Below are 16,782 nucleotides of genomic sequence, written 5' to 3'. Positions count from 1 at the left end.
CGTTTAGACCCTGTTTCGACAATGGTTAGGGTGCGGTCAGGCCGGTGCTGCACGAAGTGCCGGAAGTCATCGCAACGATCTGACGTAAGTCATGTAAGACCTTGTGTCCGCGGACACTTACGCACTTTTTCGCTGATGGCGAATGGCGCGCAGATCGATCATGACCGGCAAATGCGTCAGCGCAGCTTCGGTACTCACGCAAAGCGCAGCATCGAGCCGCCGGATACGACCCATGAACGACTCACCTCGACGCGTGGCAGCAACGCAAAGCCATGCAAGCCAGCGCGATAGGCTGTGGCGTTCCGTCGCATTAAGCTGCGCCAGCGCACCGCGAACCGCAAAGACCTGTCTCCGCGCTGTCCGGCGCTGCTCCAGCCACTCGGCCAGCAGGCGCTGGGCCTTGCGATAAGCAGCGCTAAGCGCCAATTCTGGGTTAGTTGCGCACATGAGCCGAAATATTCGGTATCATTCAGGAAATAAGTAAACCGACCCGTATAATAAATTGGGTTTTTTGATTTGTGAAGGTGCATCCATGAACTCGATCCCGCTGACCAAGCCGCATGGGCCAGGCCGCCCTAAGGACATGGAGAAGCGCGCGGCCATACTTGATGCCGCGAAAGCGCTGTTCATACGAAATGCCTTCGCTGGTACCAGCATGGATGCCATCGCCGCTGAGGCGGGTGTTTCCAAACTCACCGTCTACAGCCATTTTGGCGACAAGGACAACCTGTTTCGCGAAGTCATCCGCGCGCGCATCCAGGACCTGTTGCCGGAAGAAACCTATAGCTTCGATCCTGCGTCCGATATCGGCGACATCCTTACCCGCATCGCCCTTATTCATGCGCGCCTGGACTGTGATCCGGAAAACGTCGGCACGTTCCGCGCCATCCTGAGCGATTGCCGACAGGGCAATCCCCGCTACGGCAAACTGATGTGGGAAGAAGGTCCCATGCGCAGCCGGGCGCTGATGGAGCGTTTGCTGCAGCAGGCAGTCGATGCCGGCAAACTTCAGATCGACGATATTTCCCGCGCAAGCATGCAATTCATCTCCCTGATCAAGGGCGACATGATGATGCGGCGCATGTTCGGCTGCGCCGATTGCGCGCAGGCCTATGCGAAAGAAGTGGAAGAGAACGCCCGCGCGGGCGTCATCATGTTTGTGCGTGCCTACGCGCCGCGTTGAGATCGTGCCCCCATCCTGCACTCGTCTATCACCTCGCTTCGTGTTCAAATAAGCGGGCCTGTAACGGGTTATTTAGGAAGCGGGGGTGCCGACCGCAGTCGGCTGAGAGAGTCCCTTCGAACCTGATCCGGTTAGCACCGGTGTAGGGAGCTTCGCCGCACGGACCATCGTGCGCTGGCGCCGTCGCTTCGATCCTGTGCGGATATCCGCACGAATGCCGCATCCGATCGCGGATACCAGAAGGACGAATGCCGATGAATGCCTTGCCCTCCGACCTCGCGCGTGCCGCGCAAGCCCTCTCCGAAGCGGTGACCCAGCCTATTCCCGGCTCCCGCAAGATTTATGTGCAAGGCAGCCGGCCTGATCTGAAAGTGCCGATGCGCGAGGTGGCCCAGGCCCAGACCCCGACGCTGTTCGGTGGCGAATCCAATCCTCCGATCACGGTCTACGACACCTCTGGCCCTTATACCGATGCGGACCATGCTGTAGACCTTGCCGCCGGCTTGCCCGCGCTGCGGGCCGGGTGGATCGCCGAACGCGGCGACGTGGCGCAGTTGTCGGGCCTGAGTTCCGCTTTCGGCCGTGCACGCGCGGCGGATGCCCAGCTCGACACCGTACGCTTCGGCCATACGCGCACGCCGCTGCGCGCCAAGCCAGGCGCCAATGTCACCCAGATGCACTATGCACGCCGCGGTATCGTGACGCCGGAGATGGAGTACATCGCGATTCGCGAGAACCAGCGCATTGAAGCACTGAAAGACAGTGCGCTGTGCAAGCAGCATCCGGGCGAATCCTTCGGCGCATCGCTACCGAAGCTGATCACGCCGGCTTTCGTGCGCGACGAAGTGGCGCGTGGCCGCGCCATCATTCCAGCCAATATCAATCACCCGGAAAGCGAGCCGATGATCATCGGCCGCAACTTCCTTACCAAGATCAACGCCAACATTGGCAATAGCGCGGTGTCCTCAGGTATCGCCGAGGAAGTTGAAAAACTGGTGTGGGCGATCCGTTGGGGCGGCGATACCGTGATGGATCTTTCCACCGGCAAGAACATCCATGAAACGCGCGAGTGGATCATCCGCAATTCGCCGGTGCCGATCGGCACGGTGCCGATCTACCAGGCTTTGGAAAAAGTAGGCGGCATCGCTGAGGAACTTACCTGGGAATTGTTCCGCGACACATTGATTGAACAGGCCGAGCAGGGCGTGGACTACTTCACCATCCATGCCGGCGTGCTGTTGCGCTTCGTGCCACTGACCGCCAAGCGCGTCACGGGCATCGTCTCGCGTGGTGGCTCGATCATGGCCAAATGGTGTCTCGCGCATCACAAGGAGAATTTTCTCTATACGCATTTCGAGGAAATCTGCGACATCATGAAAGCGTACGACGTGTCGTTCAGCCTGGGCGACGGTTTACGCCCCGGCAGCGTGGCCGATGCGAACGACGCGGCACAATTCGGTGAACTCGACACGCTAGGCGAGCTCACCCAGATCGCCTGGAAACACGACGTGCAAGTGATGATCGAAGGCCCTGGTCACGTGCCGATGCAACTGATCAAAGAGAACATGGAGCGGCAGCTGGAAAAATGCCATGAAGCGCCGTTCTATACATTAGGGCCGCTCACTACCGACATTGCTCCGGGCTACGACCACATCACCAGCGCCATCGGCGCGGCCATGATCGGCTGGTTCGGCACGGCCATGCTTTGCTATGTGACGCCCAAAGAACACCTTGGGTTGCCGAACAAGCAGGATGTGCGCGACGGCATCATCACCTACAAGATTGCCGCGCACGCCGCCGATCTTGCGAAAGGCCATCCGGGGGCGCAGGTGCGTGACAACGCGCTCAGCAAAGCCCGTTTCGAATTTCGTTGGGACGATCAGTTCAACCTCGGGCTCGACCCGGAAAAGGCGCGCGAATTCCACGATGAAACGCTACCGAAGGATGCACACAAATCGGCGCACTTCTGCTCCATGTGCGGGCCGAAATTCTGTTCGATGAAGATCACGCAGGACGTGCGCGATTACGCTGCGGAACACGGCGTGGAAGAAATCGCCGCGCTGGAGGAAGGCATGGCTGAGAAGGCTGCCGAGTTTCGCGCACAGGGCGCCGAGGTTTATCACAAGGCGTGACGTTGGGACTTCCGGCAGCCGGCGCTTTCTCGGCTGCTGGGCGGGGAGCCTGTCAACGTGGAACGCGCAGACAGGCTCTCAGAGATCCGAATGAGAGCGGCCGGAAGCCGGCAAGCAGAAGAAAAGAAACAACGATCCAATCGCTAGTCCGCGCCAAAGATCAACAAAATCACGGCCTGCTATGGATGGGTGCGATAGTTCGAATACGGAGAGCAGAAAAAGCACGGCCAGAATGATCTGGCCGAAGCCCCGTTTCGTTCGTAGCGACCATGCAAAGCGTGTTGCGGGAATCTTCATGCCGCCATTGTCCGGCGCCGCGACATAAAATTGCGATAACGCTGTTGCCGGCCGACGTATAAGTTCCATAAAAACCTGGCGCATCGCCAAAGAGGCCGATACAGCCAGTGCGCTAAGCGGGTATTGCCTTGTTTTGCATGGATTTGAGGCGATTCCTGGCCGGTAGCACCCCGGGCTGCTCTGTGGGGTACGCTGTAGCGTGAGACAGCCATTTCACGTGCTTCTGATTTCCATCTAATTGTGAGGGAAAATCCATGCAAGCCAGTGGAGCTTTCGAAGTGACGCTGACGCCGCAATCCCCGCGGCCCGATCGCGAGGATGCCGGTCTAGGGCGCTTGGCGATCGACAAACAGTTTCGCGGTGATCTGGACGCCGTCAGCATCGGTGAAATGCTTTCGGCGATGGGGCAGGTACAGGGGTCGGCCGGCTATGTAGCCCTGGAGCGGGTCAGCGGTGTGCTGCAGGGCAGGCGTGGAAGCTTCGTGCTGCAGCATCACGGCATCATGGATCGCGGTACGCCACAGCTGTCGGTGATGGTTGTGCCGGATTCCGGTACGGATGAATTGACTGGGCTGACGGGAACCATGCAGATCCAGATCGAACAGGGTAAGCATTTCTATACGTTCGATTACATGTTGCCGTAGACAGGCAGGTTCGAAGGAACGCGCCGACTACTCTAATTTCACCTGTACTTTGCGGTAGTGAAGACAGGATGGGGCTGTCACTCGTTTACAGGAGACCGCCATGACGGCAAAGCCTTTCCTGACGGATATCCAGACTATCCGCAAGCGCGCACGTGAACATATCGATCAGGGCGCGATCACTGAAGGCTATAAAGCCGACCGCAAGACAGTGATCAAGCTACTCAACGAAGCATTGGCCACCGAACTCGTGTGCGTGCTTCGCTACAAACGCCACTATTTCATGGCGTCGGGCATCCACTCCAAAAGTGTCGCGGCCGAGTTTCTGGAGCATGCGCAGGAAGAACAGGGCCATGCCGACCAGATCGCGAGGCGCATCACGCAACTGGAAGGCGCGCCCAACTTCAATCCGGATGGCCTGCTCACCCGCAGTCACGCCGATTACGTGGAAGGCGACGACTTGGTGGACATGATCAAGGAAGATCTCGTTGCCGAACGTATCGCTATCGATAGTTACCGTGACATCGTGCAATACCTCGGTCACGACGATCCGACCACGCGACGCATGATGGAGGAGATCCTGGCAAAGGAAGAAGAACATGCCGAGGACCTGTCCACCTTGCTTGAAGAGTTGGGCAAGAAGGGCGAGCCGGCAAAACCGGCCACGCGGCATTGATCTAGCGAATAAGGGCAGGCGGGAAGCAAGTCCGCTTTCCGCCTGCTGGTGAAAATAGGCTCACCAACCGGACAAGACCAGCTTGCCGATCGTGCTGCCCGATTCCAGGCGGCGGTGTGCTTCGCGCATGGTTTCTGCGTTGATCGGGCTGAGGGCTTCGCGCTGAATGCTGCGCAGTTCGCCTTCGTCGATGAGGTTTGCCACGCGCGCGAGAATGCGACCCTGTTCCGCCATGTCTGCTGTTTTGAAGCGTGGCCGGGAAAATACTGTTTCCCAATGAATGCCGATGCATTTGGCCTTGTAAGCACCGCCGATATGGACGGGCGCTTTCGGGTCCACGATCAAGCCGACATGCCCTTGCGGTGCGAGCAGCTCGCCAAGCTCGTCCCAGTAATGGGATGTATCGGCAAGATTGATGGCGGCGTCAATCTGTTCGAAACCGAGCGCCTTCAATTGCGTCGTGAGCGATTGGCGATGATCGATTACGTGTTGTGCGCCCATGGCGCGGCACCAGGCCTGCGTTTCCGGCCGCGAGGCGGTGGCAATCACCGTAAATCCAGCACGTCGCGCCAACTGGATCGCGATCGATCCCATGCCACCGGCGCCAGCAATGACCAATAGCGATTTGCCTTCGCCGCCATGCTCGGAATCGTAGGACATGCGTTCGAATAGCAGCTCCCAGGCGGTAAGTGCGGTCAACGGCAATGCTGCAGCGCTTACAGCGTCCAGCCGGCGCGGCCGATGTGCCACCAGGCGTGCATCCACGGCCTGCCATTGCGCGTTGCTGCCGGGACGCGTGACGTCACCTGCGTAATACACTTCATCGCCCGGCTTGAAGCCCGTTACCTCGCTGCCTACGCCTTCGACGACCCCTGCGGCGTCGAAACCGAGCACGCGTGGTTGTGCTTCCACCTGCGGCTTTGGTGCACGCAGCTTGGTGTCAATCGGATTGACGGAAACCGCTTCGACACGCACGAGCAGATCGTGCGGGCCGATCTCCGGCGTGGGTAGGTCCACATCAATCAACGATTGTGGATCTTCGATGGGTAAATAACGAATAAGAGCGACGGCTTTCATGGCGATATCTCCATATGTGCGATCAAGTTGCCTGCGCGGCGGGTGAGTTGCGTTCGACAAAAGGCCCATTCCAGTATGGGCAGCAAGGGTAAGAGGATGTGAAAGCGGTATTCCATGATCGAGGTTTCTGTAGAGATCAATCGATGGAGAGTGGTTGCAGCGATCAGGCTTCGCCGCTTGCGCATGCGCCATGTGGCAGGTGTTGGTGGCTGAGATCGCGTTGCCGTGCCCATAGAGCGACTAGAAGACCCATGAACGTGACCAGTGCGGCGACCCAGGTGAGTGAGCCCAGGCCTGGTCCACGTGCCACGACAACACCACCTAGCCACGCACCGAGCGCATTGCCGAGATTGAATGCACCAATGTTCAGGCTGGAAGCGAGGTTTTGCGCATCATGCGCCTTGTGCAGCACCCACAGTTGCAGCGGCGGTACTGTGGCGAAAGCGGCTACGCCAAGCAATCCGACGAAGAGCACCGTCAGCCACGCATGGTGCAAGGCAAACGTCATCACGCCGAGCACCACGATCAGCGCAGCCAACGTGAGCAACAGTGCGCGCATTAGATGCCGATCGGCTAGTTTGCCGCCGAGCAGATTGCCTGCAATCAATCCGACGCCGAACACCAACAGGATGGGAGACACCGCGCGCTCGGTAAATCCGGTAACTTGGGTCAGGATCGGTTGGATGTATGTGAACACCGTAAAGACGCCAGCAAAGCCCAGCACGGTCATCAGCAAGGCCAGCAGCACGGAGGGATGGCCGATCGCACGCAACTCGTCACGCAACGCAATGCTCTTGCTGTGTTCGTCGCTGGCAGGCACCAGTGCAGCGAGCACGGCCATGGCGATGACGCCGATGGCGGCGACGGCCCAAAAAGTCGAGCGCCAACCAAAGTGCAGCCCCAGCCATGCGCCGGCCGGCACGCCTAGCAGCGTGGCAAGAGTCAGCCCGGTAAACATGATCGAAATAGCCGAGGCACGGCGGTCGGTGGCGACGAGGCTGGTGGCCACCACCGAGCCCACACCGAAAAAGGTGCCATGCGCGAGCGAGGTGATAATGCGCGCCAACAGCAGCAGGGCGTAATTGGGGGCGATGGCGCAGCAGATGTTGCCGATAGTAAAAATTGCCATCAGGCCGATCAACACGGTTTTGCGCGGCATCCGGCTCGTAGCGGCGGTGAGTACGGGGGCGCCCACGAACACGCCCAGCGCATAGCCAGAAATCAGCAGGCCTGCCGTGGCGATACTTACCTTCAAGTCAGCGGCTACTTGCAGCAGCAAGCCCATGATCACGAACTCGGTGGTGCCTATGCCGAACGCGCCAGCGGCTAGGGCATACAGCGCCAGGGGCATGGGACGAGATGAGCGAGTGGCGGCGGGCATCGAGCGAGTCCGGTCGAAAGCGGTGGACGTCAGCGTAGACGCTTGCATCTTCTTTAAAAACCACCAAGATGCCGAATCACTTTCAATGAAATGTTGAAAATATGGACCGTGTCGGTGACCTTATCTTGTTCATGCGAGTGTTAGACCAGGGCTCGATCAGCGCCGCCGCGCGGAGTCTGGATGTGTCAGTCGCGGTCGCCAGCCAGCGATTAAAGCGTCTGGAGCACGATCTTGGGGTGCGTCTACTACACCGGACAACCCGCCGCCTGCATCCCACGCCCGAGGGCCTGGCGCTGGCCGAACAAGGGCGCCCGCTCGTCGAGGATCTGGAGGCGCTGACTTCCGGCTTGCGCCAGGGTGCGGCGGATGTGAGCGGCACTTTGCGCCTGACTGTCTCGGCGTCATTTGGACGCCAATATGTATCGCCGCTACTGGCCGCCTTCATGGCCCGGCATCCGCGCGTAAGGCTCAGCGTTCACCTCACGGACGAGATGCAGGATCTCATCAGTTCGGGTTTTGACCTGGGCATTCGCATCGGCGCACTGCATGACTCACGGCTGGTCGCGCGCAAGCTGGCGGTGAATCGGCGCGTGCTGTGCGCGTCGCCAGACTATCTGCGACGGTACGGCATGCCGAAGACCCCTGAGGATTTAGCCAGGCACGAATGCTTGATTCTGGTTGGCCGCGCCGGCCGCCAGTACACGTGGCGATTGCATGATGCTCAGGGTGAGCTACATACCGTGCGAATCAATGGAAAACTGGAATCGACACTCGGCGAGTTGCTTCGCGATGCAGCGCTGGCTGGGCTGGGCATTTCACAGCACTCTACGTGGCACGTGCACGAGGACTTGCGCGCAGGACGGCTGAAAGTGGTGTTGCCCGATTACGCTATTGCCGACACCGGCATCTATGCCGTGATGCCCCAGCGGCGTCTCGTGCCGCTGCGCGTTCGCGCCTTCGTGGATTTTCTGGCCGAACAATTCGGCGATGTGCCGCCGTGGGAGCGGGGATTGGGCAACGCCCTCTCCCCCAACGAGAGAGGAGAGGGAGTCGACGTCTTCAAGCCTTGAGCTTGCAGCGCTCCACGCCGGCGATGATTTCCGCCTTGGCATCGGCGGCGCCGACCCAGCCTTCGATCTTCACCCACTTGCCTTTTTCGAGATCCTTGTAGTGCTCGAAGAAGTGGCCGATGCGCTCCAGCCAATGAGCGGATACGCCTTTGATATCGTCGATATGCGCGTAACCCGGGAAAATCTTACGCGACGGGATCACCACCAGCTTTTCATCGCTGCCCGCTTCATCGGTCATCTTCAGCATGCCGACCGGATGGCAGCGGATCACCGAGCCGGGGACCAGCGGCAACGGCAGGATCACCAGCGCGTCCAGCGGGTCACCGTCACCGCCCAGCGTGCCAGGCACGTAACCGTAGTTGCAGGGGTAGCGCATGGGCGTGGAAAGAATGCGGTCGACGAAAATCGCGCCGCTCTCCTTGTCTACTTCATACTTGACCGGCTCGGCATCCTTGGGGATTTCGATAACGACGTTGATTTCGTTCGGCACGTCGCGGCCGGCGTTAACCATATCCAGGCCCATGGGGCACTCCTTACGTCTATCTAAAACGGGGAAAGCCAGTCAGGATAAGGCAAAGTCTGTCGCAACGCACCATAGGCCATCCGGGCCGGTATCCCCCTCCCGCAGAAAGCATCCAGGCATCCTGCGGCCAGCCAGCGAAGAAGGGTGATGCATTCATATCGCCATGGCGGGGAAGCGCGCCGGAACCCCATCTGACGTGGCGGCTCATTCAAGCGCACGGTGGCGGGTTACTTTTTACAGCATCGCGATCATGACCCATGCTCACGCATGATCCATGTGGTTTAGGCACTGTCCAAACAGTCGCATGGCCTCGCGCAATTCGTTCACCGACAGCCCGCAGTAACCCAGCAGAAGGCCCTGCCGTTCCGAAGCTTGCTGATATAGCGGTGCCATGGGATAGAGCCCAAGTCCCTGCTCATGGGCATAGGCAATCAGCGCTTCGCAGCGTGCCGCGTCGTAACCTTGGAGCCAAACGACCAGATGCATGCCGGCTGGCGTCGTGGTGATTGCCACGCGATCACCTGCATGTTCCTTTAATCCGGCGATCAATGTCTCGCGGCGCGTCTTCAGTTCCTTGCGCACCACGCGCAAATGGCGTTCGAAACCACCGTCTTCCATGAAACGAGCGAGCGCCGCCTGCTCGATCACCGGGCACGCCATATCGCTGAGATATTTAGCGTTGAGAAAATCCATACGGAGCACGGCAGGCATCACAATGTAGGCAAGGCGCAACCCACCGAACATCACTTTGGAGAATGTGCCCACATAAATCACGCGCTCTCCCTCGTCCAGTGAGCGCAATGCTGCCAGTGGATGTGCGTCGTAACGAAATTCGCCGTCGTAGTCGTCTTCCAGAATCCAGCACTGGTGTTGTTCGGCGTAATGCAGCAGATCGATCCGGCGCTGCCTGGAAAGTACTGCGCCGGTAGGAAAATGGTGCGAGGGCGTCACGTAAACCAGCCGTGGCGATTGCCTGGGAAGTTCCTCGCAAACCAATCCCTGTTCGTCCGTGCGCACTGCCACAAGTTGTGCGCCATGCGCCGCCAGTGCCTGGTGCGCCAGGAAATAGTGCGGTTCTTCCAGGACGACATGATCCCCCTCATTCAACAATACGCGTGCCGTCAAATCGATAGCTTGCTGTGTGCCACTGACGATCAGCACGTCGTCCGGCTGTGCTTGCACGCCGCGGCGACGGGCCAGGTAATCGCAGGTCTGCTTGCGCAGCGCGCTCACTCCCGCTACCTCCGTGACGTTGAGCCGTGTGTATGCAGCAGCGCGAGCCAGTTCGCGTCCCCATGCGTTATTGAGTGCGGGATTGACCAGCGGATTGCCGTATTGCAGGTTGTAGCGTAAGCCGCGGTGCATGCGCGGGATATTCCAATCGCGCACTTCGCGAGCGCGCTGCGCATAGCGAGAGGGCGCGGAAATGGAAGAGCTGGCATGGTGTGTGGCAGATTTCGCCGGCAGATAGCTGACGTAACTGCCAGAGCCTACGCGGCCATCGATGAAGCCTTCTGCGCGTAACTGTTCATAGGCAGCAAGCACCGTGGTGCGCGAAAGCTCAAGCTCGTCCGCCAGCTCTCGCGTGGGCGGTAATTGTGTTCCCGCCGCAATGCGGCCGTCGAGAATGGACGCTTTCAATGCACGGGTAAGCTGGTCATAGAGCGGCCCATGGCCGTCGAGTTCTAGATACACACCGCGCCCTCCTATTGGCTCTAAGAAAATACGGGCAATTGGCTATGGAGGGAACGTGCCGACATACCTAGTCTGAACGGGTCGCAGGGTGTCCCTAATAAATCTTCTCTGCCCGCGTCCTTCCCCAGACGTAGGCAGACCCGGCGGCGACGACGTCTCCCTCGCTTCCCACACCCGCGGGGCAGTTTTACACCACTGCTTCGCGGGCCTTTTGGGCGCGTGGAAGTTTTTGTAAGGAATGAGTGACGATGATGTCGATAGCTGTTGATTCGCCTGCGCTACCTGCAAAGCGCGTCCGTCGCATGGCGCTGTTTGCTGTGTCCGTTGTCGTGGCGCTTGCCACGGCAGACTTGGTTTTTGCCTGTACTTTTTGGCATGCGCTGTATCACCTGCCACCGTTACGCGTACTGCAAAACATTGCAGCAGGCCTGCTGGGCCGGCGCGCATTCGTTGGGGGTGTGCAAGCCGGAGCGCTAGGCGGGTTGCTTCATTACACCATCATGGGCGTAATGGTGGGTGCCTACTACGCCGCTGTCGGCAGGTTGAAGGCCTTGCGTGACAGGCCGTGGCTGTATGGTGCGCTCTATGGGGCGGTGCTCTACGTCGTCATGAATGGCGTCGTGGTGCCGTTGTCAGCGGCGCCGAAAACACCGTTCGTGCCGAGCTGGATCCTCTGCAGCATCGCGATGCATATGCTCATCGGGATGATGATTGCATGGAGCGCGCGATGTGCGTGGCGCGAACAGGCTATCCGTATGGTTCGGTGCGACTCATGACATCGGCCTGAGCAGATATCGCTCACATCGATCATTCAACGCGAGGGTTTTTGAAACGGCCGCTCACGCAGCCATTTAGTGGCGATCCATTTTTCGCCTTTCCGCACTGGCAAGCCGGCATGCAAGGATGCCGTGTCACCGGTGTCGTAGGCGAAATAGACGGCCGTGCCACGCAGCGCGGTCACGGTCAGGCCGATTTCCGGAAATGCGGTGCCCCCGCCGGCCTCGGGGGTGTTGAGGTACATCACCAGGCTGGCGATGCGTTGGCCGCCTGTCGCGGTAATGGCCGCGAAGCCCGGCTGGTTGGGATCGAACCAGTCATAGTGCGGCTCGTATTGCTGACCAGGAAGATAACGCAGCACTTGCAAGCCCTCGCCGTGGTCGACCGGAATGCTGAGCATGCTGGCGATACGCTTTTCGATGCGTGCAATCAGGGGCGATTCGCCGAGGGTGAAAAACATGCCTTCGCTGGTGCGGTGTGCATCGACCTGATGCTTGCCGTGACTGTCCACGGTTTGCGCACGCTGCAAACGTGGCGTGGCTTGCGCGATCAGTTCCCGGCACTCCTGTTCTGACAGAAAGTCATTGATGACGCGTAGTGAGGGCGATTCCGCGCTCAAGCTGACATGCACGACGCGGCCGTCCACGGTCATCGCCGGGGCTTCGGGGTGTCGTGTACGGCGGCCTGCGCTTTTGGGTGCCTCGACGTGGGCATCCAACGCGGAAAGCGGCATGTTCAACACTGACGCGACAATCCCACGGCTTTGTCGCGGGTCATAGCCGGTTTCCTGCATCAGCTTGAGCAGGGACTCAACGCTATGGCCGGCGCGCGTGGTGGTAAGAATCCACTCGCGAAGTTCGGGACGGATGGAGAGACGCGATGGCATGCTGAAAGGCGGGGGACGAGAGCCGGCCGTCATTCTAACGCCCTCGCCCCTTAGCCCTGAATCTTTTCGTTATTTCAGTTGATCCCACAGGAAATCATAGGCAAGCGCATGCATGTGTGCGCTCTGCTTGTTATCAGCTCCCGCGCCGTGGCCACCTTCCGTGTTTTCGTAGAACCAGACATGCTTGTAGCCCATGCCTTCCATCTTCGCAGCCATCTTGCGGGCCTGTGCCGGGCCGACACGATCGTCGCTGGTGGTGGTGTAGAACAGCACGGGGGGATAGGTCATGCCGGCCTTGACGTTCTGGTAGGGCGAAAAGGTCTTGATGAAGGCCCATTGCTTGGGATCGTCCGGATTGCCGTATTCGGCAATCCAGGACGCGCCGGCTGACAGATGGGTATACCGCTTCATGTCGAGCAGCGGTACTTCACAGGCAATCGCGCCGAACAACTGGGGATACAAGGTGAGCATGTTGCCCATCAGCAAGCCACCGTTGCTGCCGCCTTCGGCACCCAGATGTTTGGGCGATGTCACGCCACGCTTGATGAGATCTTCCGCCACTGCCGCGAAGTCTTCGTAAGCGCGCATGCGGTTTGCCTGCAAGGCGGCCTGATGCCAGCGTGGGCCGTACTCACCACCGCCGCGGATATTGGCGACAACGTACACGCCGCCGCGTTCCAGCCATGCCCGGCCGATGCTGCCGCTATAGAACGGCTGCAATGCCACCTCGAAACCGCCGTAGCCGTAAAGCAGGGTGCGGTTATGGCCGTCCAGCTTCAGGTGCTTGGATGCGATCTCAAAGTAGGGCACGCGTGTGCCGTCCTTCGAGGTCACGAAGTGCTGGCTGACTTCGAACTTCGACGCATCGAAGAATGCCGGGCTTTGCTTGAGCGTTTGTGCCGTACCTTGGCCGAGCACACCTCGTTCCAGTGATGAAGGAGTCAGGAAGCCGGTCACGCTGAGCCAGTATTCGTCGCTGTTGTCCGGATCGGTGTCGATCACGGAGACTGTGCTGAAGGTCGGCGCGCCAGGCATGTCCGCGCGCGACCATGTGCCGTCGAGCTGAGGGGTCAGCACATCCAGGCGGCTCTTTACGTCGTCCATGATGTCCAGGATGAGGTGATGCTGCGTCCAGGCGTAGTTGGAAAGCGCGGTGTGCGAATCAGGTGCAAACAACGTGGTGAATTGGCGCTTGCCGGCCATGAAGTCGTCGAACTTGGTGGCAATGAGTGCACCGGAGGGATAGGTATGACCACCTACCGTCCATGCCGTGCGCAGTTGTACCAGTAACCATTCGCGATGCGGATCGGCGTTTGCATCCGTCGGGATGTCGAGATGGATCAGCTTGCCGTTCTTGAGCTGATAGGTATCGCTATGGAAAAAGTCATGGGCGACGGTGACGAAATCGCGTTCGAAGCCGGGCGTGCGGTCATGGAACGCAGTCACCGCCAAGTCATGCATTTTGCCTTCGTAAACGGTGGTGGCGGCGCTGAGCGGTGTGCCGCGTGTCCAGATCTTCGCTATGCGCGGATAGCTCGACGTCGTCATCGTGCCGGGACCGAAATCGGTGCCGACATACAGATGGTTTTCATCGATCCAGCCGACCTGACTCTTGGCGATCGGCAAGACGAAGCCGTCCTTCACGAAAGACTTGGTAGGGATATCGAACTCTCGCACTTCGACCGCGTCGCCACCGTCGGGCGAGAGGTTGATCAGGCAGCGAGTGTAGGCGGGCTTCAGGCAGTCGCTGCCTTTGAACACCCAGCGCTTGCCCTCGGCTTTGTTCAAGGCATCGATGTCCAGCAGCACTTCCCATTTGGGATCGGGCTTGCTGTATTCGGCAAGCGTGGTGCGTCGCCAGAGGCCGCGCGGATGTGCTTTGTCTTGCCAGAAGTTATAGAGGTACTCGCCACGGCGCTCGACGTAAGGGATACGGGCATCGGAGTCGAGCACTTCCAGGATGCGATCGCGTGTGCGATTGAATTCGGAGTTTTCGGCGAACTGCTTTTCGGTGATCGCATTCTGGGCTTTCACCCAGTCCATGGCGCGCGTGCCATGAATGTTTTCCAGCCAGAGATAAGGATCGTCAGCGCTTGCGGTCGCGCCGGTTGCAGAGGTGTTGTGGGCTTGGGTCATGCCGCCCATTATGAGGGCGAGTGCAAGGGCCAGCCGCATCGATGTTTTCAAGCTCATGCTTCCGCTCCGTGGTCATGCGCAAGGAGAACCCTCGCGCGGAGCCATCAGCTTGCATGTCCGTGTTCAAAGCGCCAGTGGCGAAAGCAAGGGGATGGCCGCGAGGCTTCCAGGCCATCCCCTTCGCATCGGTTACAACAAGGGGATCAACAGCAACGCCACGATGTTGATGATCTTGATCAGCGGATTGACCGCCGGACCGGCCGTGTCTTTGTAGGGATCGCCTACGGTGTCGCCAGTGACCGCGGCTTTGTGCGCGTCGGAGCCCTTGCCGCCGAAGTTGCCGTCCTCGATGTATTTCTTGGCATTGTCCCAGGCGCCGCCACCGGTGGTCATGGAGATGGCCACGAACAGACCGGTGACGATGGTGCCGATCAGCAAGCCGCCCAGCGCGACCGGACCGAGTGCGAAGCCCACGATGATCGGCACCAGCACTGGCAATAGTGATGGAACCAGCATTTCGTTGATCGCCGAACGCGTGAGCATGTCCACTGCGCGCGAATAATCCGGCTTGGTGGTGCCTTCCATGATGCCGGGGATCTCGCGGAACTGGCGTCGAACTTCTTCGACCACGGAACCCGCCGCGCGTCCTACCGCTTCCATCGCCATGGCGCCGAACAGGTAGGGGATCAGCCCGCCGATCAGCAGGCCCACGATCACGCGATGGTCGGAGAGATCGAAGGTGAAGACCTGCCCGGGATGCTCCAGTGCGAGACGGTGGGTGTAGTCCGCGAACAGCACCAGCGCAGCCAGGCCGGCGGAGCCGATCGCATAGCCTTTGGTTACCGCCTTGGTGGTGTTGCCTACGGCATCGAGCGGATCGGTCACGCCGCGTACGTCAGGCGGCAACTCGGCCATTTCGGCGATGCCGCCGGCGTTATCGGTGATCGGGCCATAGGCGTCCAGCGCGACGACCATGCCGGTCATCGACAGCATGGCGGTGGCTGCGACGGCAATGCCGTACAGGCCTGCCAATGCAAAGGCGCCCCAGATCGCCGCGCATACTGCCAGCACCGGCAACGCGGTCGATTTCATCGAAACGCCGAGGCCGGCGATGATGTTGGTGGCATGACCGGTGGTCGACGATTTGGCGACATGGCGCACCGGCGCATATTCGGTGGCCGTGTAGTACTCCGTGATCACTACGATCACACCGGTGAGCACCAGCCCGATCAACGCGCTGCCGTACAGGCGCGGAAAGCCCAGGGTGGCGTCTGCCATCAAATCCTTGGTGATTGGCCAGAAGGCGATGGCAGCCAGTACGGCGGAAATCACCACGCCCATGTAGAGCGCACTCATGATCTTTGCGCCGGCCCGGGCACGCACAAAGAACGTGCCAATCACCGAAGCAACGATTGAGGCCGCACCGAGCAGCAGCGGATATAACACGGCATTGGGGCCTGCCTGTGCGCCGACCACACCGCCGAGCAGCATGCTGGCGATCAGCGTGACGGCGTAGGTTTCGAACAGGTCGGCGGCCATGCCGGCGCAATCCCCCACATTGTCGCCGACGTTGTCTGCGATGACCGCGGGATTGCGCGGATCGTCTTCCGGAATGCCCGCTTCGACCTTGCCGACCAGGTCCGCGCCGACATCCGCACCCTTGGTAAAGATGCCGCCGCCCAGGCGGGCGAAGATGGAAATCAACGACGAGCCGAAGGCCAGTCCCACCATGGCGTGCAAAGCACGACCGGTGTCATAGCCGAAGTGGGTGAGCAGCAGGTAGTAGCCGGCGACGCCGAGCAAGGCGAGGCCCACGACCAGCATGCCGGTGATGGCGCCGCCGCGAAAGGCCACGTTCAAGGCCGAGGCCAAGCCATTGCGTGCCGCTTCGGCCGTTCGCACGTTCGCACGTACCGACACATTCATGCCGATGTAGCCGGTGGCGCCGGACAGCACCGCACCGATCGCGAAGCCGATAGCCGTTCCCCAGTCGAGAGCAAAGCCGATAACGACCAATAGCACGATGCCTACCAGCGCGATCGTGCGGTATTGGCGGTTGAGGTAGGCGCGTGCGCCTTCCTGGATGGCCGAAGCGATTTCTTGCATGCGTTGGTTGCCCGGCGATTTCGCCAGTACCCATCGCACTGAAAATGCTCCGTACAAAATCGCCACGACCGCGCAAGCCAACGCGATCCACAAGCCATACTGCTGCAGCATCGGTGCCTCCCCTCAAGTTGTGTCGACCGCCCGAACGGGTCGGTTCGAGCCGAGTATAGGCAGAGCTTGTGTGATGAAACGTTGTGCGATG

Annotated in this window: 14 protein-coding genes and 1 riboswitch; of the genes, 6 read left to right on the top strand and 8 right to left on the bottom strand. The window is 60.0% G+C overall.

Going from position 1 to position 16,782, the window contains the following annotated elements; all coding sequences use genetic code 11:
- Positions 1-117: 117 nt before the first annotated feature.
- Complete coding sequence (locus tag AC4HNJ_RS11615; protein WP_490479740.1) at positions 118-447, bottom strand: hypothetical protein; 330 nt, start codon at positions 445-447, stop codon at positions 118-120.
- A gap of 85 nt (positions 448-532) precedes the next feature.
- Here AC4HNJ_RS11615 and AC4HNJ_RS11610 point away from each other — a divergent pair, with 85 nt between their 5' ends.
- From AC4HNJ_RS11610 to AC4HNJ_RS11595, 4 genes are all read left to right on the top strand, one after another.
- Positions 533-1,183 carry a TetR/AcrR family transcriptional regulator gene (locus AC4HNJ_RS11610; protein ID WP_490479739.1) on the top strand — a complete coding sequence of 217 codons (651 nt, stop codon included), beginning with the start codon at positions 533-535 and terminating at the stop codon, positions 1,181-1,183.
- 71 nt (positions 1,184-1,254) lie between these two features.
- A riboswitch (TPP riboswitch) is annotated at positions 1,255-1,349 on the top strand.
- A gap of 88 nt (positions 1,350-1,437) precedes the next feature.
- Complete coding sequence (gene thiC / locus AC4HNJ_RS11605; protein WP_490479738.1) at positions 1,438-3,315, top strand: phosphomethylpyrimidine synthase ThiC; 1,878 nt, start codon at positions 1,438-1,440, stop codon at positions 3,313-3,315.
- Positions 3,316-3,866: 551 nt separating this feature from the next.
- Positions 3,867-4,256, top strand: coding sequence for a DUF3224 domain-containing protein (locus AC4HNJ_RS11600; RefSeq protein WP_490479737.1), 390 nt, complete (start codon positions 3,867-3,869; stop codon positions 4,254-4,256).
- A gap of 100 nt (positions 4,257-4,356) precedes the next feature.
- Positions 4,357-4,929, top strand: a complete 573-nt coding sequence (locus tag AC4HNJ_RS11595) for a ferritin-like domain-containing protein (RefSeq protein ID WP_490479736.1) — start codon at positions 4,357-4,359, stop codon at positions 4,927-4,929.
- Between the two features lie 60 nt (positions 4,930-4,989).
- Here the strand turns inward: AC4HNJ_RS11595 and AC4HNJ_RS11590 are convergent, their stop codons facing one another.
- On the bottom strand, positions 4,990-6,006 hold the full coding sequence (locus AC4HNJ_RS11590; protein ID WP_490479735.1) for a zinc-binding alcohol dehydrogenase family protein: 1,017 nt from the start codon (positions 6,004-6,006) through the stop codon (positions 4,990-4,992).
- Between the two features lie 163 nt (positions 6,007-6,169).
- A complete protein-coding gene (locus AC4HNJ_RS11585) occupies positions 6,170-7,387 on the bottom strand; it encodes an MFS transporter (RefSeq protein WP_490479734.1) in 1,218 nt (405 codons plus the stop codon).
- A 101-nt stretch (positions 7,388-7,488) separates the two neighbouring features.
- On the opposite strand from AC4HNJ_RS11585, the gene AC4HNJ_RS11580 reads away from it, so the two are divergent.
- Positions 7,489-8,457, top strand: a complete 969-nt coding sequence (locus tag AC4HNJ_RS11580; protein WP_490479733.1) for a LysR family transcriptional regulator — start codon at positions 7,489-7,491, stop codon at positions 8,455-8,457.
- On the opposite strand, the gene ppa is transcribed toward AC4HNJ_RS11580, so the two are convergent.
- Both ppa and pdxR read right to left on the bottom strand, forming a co-directional pair.
- Positions 8,447-8,980 (bottom strand): inorganic diphosphatase, encoded by a 534-nt coding sequence (gene ppa / locus AC4HNJ_RS11575; protein ID WP_490479732.1) that lies wholly within the window; start codon positions 8,978-8,980, stop codon positions 8,447-8,449. The genes AC4HNJ_RS11580 and ppa overlap by 11 nt on opposite strands.
- A gap of 261 nt (positions 8,981-9,241) precedes the next feature.
- Entirely contained in the window at positions 9,242-10,675 is a 1,434-nt protein-coding gene (gene pdxR / locus AC4HNJ_RS11570; protein ID WP_490479731.1) for a MocR-like pyridoxine biosynthesis transcription factor PdxR, read from the bottom strand.
- Positions 10,676-10,923: 248 nt separating this feature from the next.
- Between pdxR and AC4HNJ_RS11565 the strand changes: the two genes are divergently transcribed.
- Positions 10,924-11,451 (top strand): hypothetical protein, encoded by a 528-nt coding sequence (locus tag AC4HNJ_RS11565; RefSeq protein WP_490479730.1) that lies wholly within the window; start codon positions 10,924-10,926, stop codon positions 11,449-11,451.
- 35 nt (positions 11,452-11,486) lie between these two features.
- On the opposite strand, the gene AC4HNJ_RS11560 is transcribed toward AC4HNJ_RS11565, so the two are convergent.
- The 3 genes from AC4HNJ_RS11560 to AC4HNJ_RS11550 all read right to left on the bottom strand — a co-directional run bounded on the left by AC4HNJ_RS11560 (position 11,487) and on the right by AC4HNJ_RS11550 (position 16,691).
- Positions 11,487-12,338 (bottom strand): 2OG-Fe(II) oxygenase, encoded by an 852-nt coding sequence (locus AC4HNJ_RS11560; RefSeq protein ID WP_490479729.1) that lies wholly within the window; start codon positions 12,336-12,338, stop codon positions 11,487-11,489.
- Between the two features lie 69 nt (positions 12,339-12,407).
- A complete protein-coding gene (locus AC4HNJ_RS11555) occupies positions 12,408-14,531 on the bottom strand; it encodes a prolyl oligopeptidase family serine peptidase (RefSeq protein ID WP_490479728.1) in 2,124 nt (707 codons plus the stop codon).
- Between the two features lie 132 nt (positions 14,532-14,663).
- Positions 14,664-16,691: a sodium-translocating pyrophosphatase gene (locus tag AC4HNJ_RS11550; RefSeq protein ID WP_490479727.1), complete on the bottom strand. Its 2,028-nt coding sequence runs from the start codon at positions 16,689-16,691 to the stop codon at positions 14,664-14,666.
- Positions 16,692-16,782: the final 91 nt, after the last annotated feature.

This window comes from Dyella sp. SYSU CM1112 (assembly GCF_058216415.1).
The sequence above is the reverse complement of the archived record's forward strand: the minus strand, read 5'-3'. Positions and strand labels throughout refer to the sequence as shown.